The organism is Elstera sp. (assembly GCF_044372965.1).
GTDB lineage: Bacteria > Pseudomonadota > Alphaproteobacteria > Elsterales > Elsteraceae > Elstera.
Genome location: NZ_JBILQX010000283.1, coordinates 1 through 3,145, shown reverse-complemented (window position 1 = coordinate 3,145; position 3,145 = coordinate 1). Strand labels below are relative to the sequence as shown.

The 3,145-nt window shown below is 58.7% G+C and carries 4 protein-coding genes; all 4 read right to left on the bottom strand.

Annotated features, from left to right (window positions below; translation table 11 throughout):
* Window positions 1-924 (bottom strand): ABC transporter transmembrane domain-containing protein (locus tag ACIQ36_RS19625; protein ID WP_395832500.1); only part of this gene is annotated, 924 nt, incomplete at its 3' end.
* A 473-nt stretch (window positions 925-1,397) separates the two neighbouring features.
* Window positions 1,398-1,601, bottom strand: coding sequence for a hypothetical protein (locus ACIQ36_RS19620; protein WP_395832498.1), 204 nt, complete (start codon window positions 1,599-1,601; stop codon window positions 1,398-1,400).
* Window positions 1,602-1,669: 68 nt separating this feature from the next.
* Window positions 1,670-1,993 carry a helix-turn-helix domain-containing protein gene (locus tag ACIQ36_RS19615; RefSeq protein WP_395832496.1) on the bottom strand — a complete coding sequence of 108 codons (324 nt, stop codon included), beginning with the start codon at window positions 1,991-1,993 and terminating at the stop codon, window positions 1,670-1,672.
* Window positions 1,994-2,551: 558 nt separating this feature from the next.
* Window positions 2,552-2,896 (bottom strand): hypothetical protein, encoded by a 345-nt coding sequence (locus ACIQ36_RS19610; protein WP_395832494.1) that lies wholly within the window; start codon window positions 2,894-2,896, stop codon window positions 2,552-2,554.
* Window positions 2,897-3,145: the final 249 nt, after the last annotated feature.

The window sequence follows — 3,145 nt, the reverse complement described above, 5'->3', positions numbered from 1 at the left end:
CACATAGAGCGGCAGCGAGCCCACCACGATCAGCGTCAGCACCGGGCTATACATCCACATCACCGCGAAGAAGACGATGGTGAAGAAGAGATCAATCCCCAAGGTTAACGCCGAGCCGGTCAGGAAGGCGCGCACGCCTTCAAGCTCCCGCACCCGCGCCACCGTATCGCCGACGCGGCGCGCTTCAAAATAGCTCAGCGGCAGCCCCATCAAATGCCGGAACATTTTCGCGCCAAGCTCGACGTCGATCCGCCGCGTCGTGTGACTGAAGGTGTAGGTTCGGAGCGCCGTCAGCAGCACCTCGAACAGGGTGAGGGCCGCCATCGCCAAAATCAGCACATCGAGGGTCGAGAGCGAGCGGTGGACCAAAACCTTATCGATCACCACTTGGAACAGCAGCGGCGAGACCAGCCCGAAGAGTTGCAAACAAAAGCTTGCGAGCAGGACTTCGCTAAAGAGATTGGCGTATTTACGCGCGATGCTGAAAAACCAGCCGACGTTAAACCAGCCCGGCGTTGCCTCCGCCGAGCTTTCCCGCCGCGTCACCTCGATCACTCTGCCCGACCACGCCGCCTCAAACTCGGTCCGGCTCAGCGTCTGCGGCGCGCCGACCAGCGGGTCTTGAATCAGCGCATCGCGCTCGGAGAGTTTGGCGAGCAGAAAAAACGTCCCATCGCGCCGCTCGATCAACGCGGGCAACCGCAATCCCGTTAACCTTTTCCAAACGCTTTTGCGATCCGACGCCTGAAACCCCACCTGCCGCGCCAACCGCACCACCTCGTGCCGCGCCAGCACCCCATCTGCCCCGACCTGCGCCCGCAACCGCTCCGGCGAGAGGCCTAACCCCAGGAATTGCGCCAGAATAACCAAGCTCAACAGGCCGGAATCTTGTTCCGCCTGGATTCCCACGCCTGCCTCAACCATCACCAAACCCGCCGTAACCCTGCACCGCCCCCGGTGCAATTGCCCCAAGCGGACTCCTAGGGTTAGCGAATAGGTTAATCAATGATTAAATTTAACGAAAATAGCGGCTCAATCGTAAAAAATAGATTGCTTTTTACCATTGTATGACAAGCCTGGATGATGGCTGCGCCTCACAATTTCCGCCAGCAACTGAACTTTGTCTAGACGTCCTCCTTTCGCCCTCGGCACTTTGGCTGGGAACATCACAATCTTTGGCCACCGTCGCACTTTGCGCTCAGCATTCAACAGCCCGTCGCCCCGTCGGGTCGAGGTTGGTTTCCATGACCTTAGCAAAGGTCCTACGTGGGTGCACGCTGCCGCGCCGCCGGTTTCTGCGGAAAGCTAGATCGGCATCATATGTAAGATAGCCGATTCAAAGATAATGAGGATTATGCGACAGCATTATTGACCTATTTGAACGCCCCGCTTCGCCCTCAGAGCCTCAGCAAACTGCGCGCAATCGCCTCCACGGCGTTCCAGTCGCCGGCGTCTTTAGCCTTGAAGAGCGCTAACGCAAGCTGCGCCTTATCAGTCTCAACCTTCTCGCGCCGCCGCGCCTGGCGCTCCGCATCCGTTAGGACATAGCCCTTCGGTGGCCGGCCGGTTCTGCGGTTGGTCTGGGGTTTTCGTGACGTCACGAAAAGTCTTTCTTCTTGGTTGTTTCGAAAAAGCCCCGATACCCTGACCTATGCGAGTTTTCGTGACGTCACGAAAACTCTTCGACCAACTGGCGCTGTCGTGCCGCCGATTTAGCGGAGATCACCACGAGCACCGTCAGCGCAGAAGAATTCAGGCGATAGCCTTGCCCATAGCTGTTGACGATCGGATCAGGGAGGTTAAGCCGCCGGAACCGATTGCGGATGCGTGACAGCATGATGCGAAGAACGGTATCCGGCTTTTCCGAACCACAGTCGGCCGCATCGATAAGCTCGTCGCGCGAGGCAATCGCGCCAGCCTTGGCCCGCAAGGCTTCGAAAATCCGAAGTTCCATTGCCCCCATGCGAATAGTCGGTAGCGTTTCTAGATCCATACTCGGCGGTCCGTCGTAGTTACTATAGGCAAGATGGCACTCGCACTTCGATATCGCAACGGAACGCCCTGCCCGCTCCTCATGTGGTCAGATATGCAGCGCCGGGCCACCGTTGTGACCCATGCAGCCTGGTTCCTGTAAGCGCCGCATATCCGTTCCAGCGGCGATGGCGTCAGGATCGAAATAGTTGGGCCGACGCTCAATTTCCTCCGCTTCAAACTGATCTGCAAACAAAGGATATTTCTTTTCGAGCCGCCGCCTCAGATTCGCCCGACGGAACTTAGCTTTTCGCTCCGGAGCCCAAACTTTTGGCTGCGGGCCTTTCGACGTCCAACAATAGGACCACCCACTACCCAGAGGATAAGAGGGACAGTGCTCGGCTACGATTTGGCGCTCGAAGCGACGGTCGAGAACCGTGCAAGTCCAGAGAGTCCGACCATCAAGAGTGTCCATGTTGGCTGGCGGCGCTGTAGTCCCATTCCGCCAGGCAACCGACAATATGCTGATCACGCGGGGAGGCCGTAGTTCCTCTGTCATCGCTGGTCGCTCCGTTTGCGGCTAGGCCGCCTTGGGCATGCAGCCCAGTTTAGACCACCACTCGTCCAGGGTGATTTCCTTAGCCTTGGGGCCGAGTTCACGGACCATCGCCTCCTGTTCGGACAGGATGACAGGGTCCGCCGTGGCCATGTCAGTGCGCACCTCGTCCAGGCTTCCGCCGATCAGAGCGCCCGTCATGCCTTCGGCAACGAAGATCTGCGCGTTGGGCGCGGTCACCACATACGCGGACCAGCCGTTGCCAATGTCGAAGGGGCCGTCGGCCTCCACATGAACGCAGACCGGCGCGCTGGCCGGGAGGCCACGGAAGTTTATTTCCTGGAAGGTCCATATCTTGATGCGCTGCATCTCTCGTCGCTCCTCTTGTGGTTAGTGGGCTGATTGGCGCAAACGTGGAGATCGCGCGTTCAAGGCAGCGCGGGCTAGGTTCTCCCAATGGCGACACCGGGCATCACCGTCGCTGGCAGCTACCAGAATAGATTTACCAGCAAATTCATAGCCGAGCGCTTTCCCGACAGCGCGGGCGGCAGCTTCAAGGCGTTCATTGGAAATTGGCATCGAACCTTCCACACTTTGCAGCCGGACTTATGGTCGCTG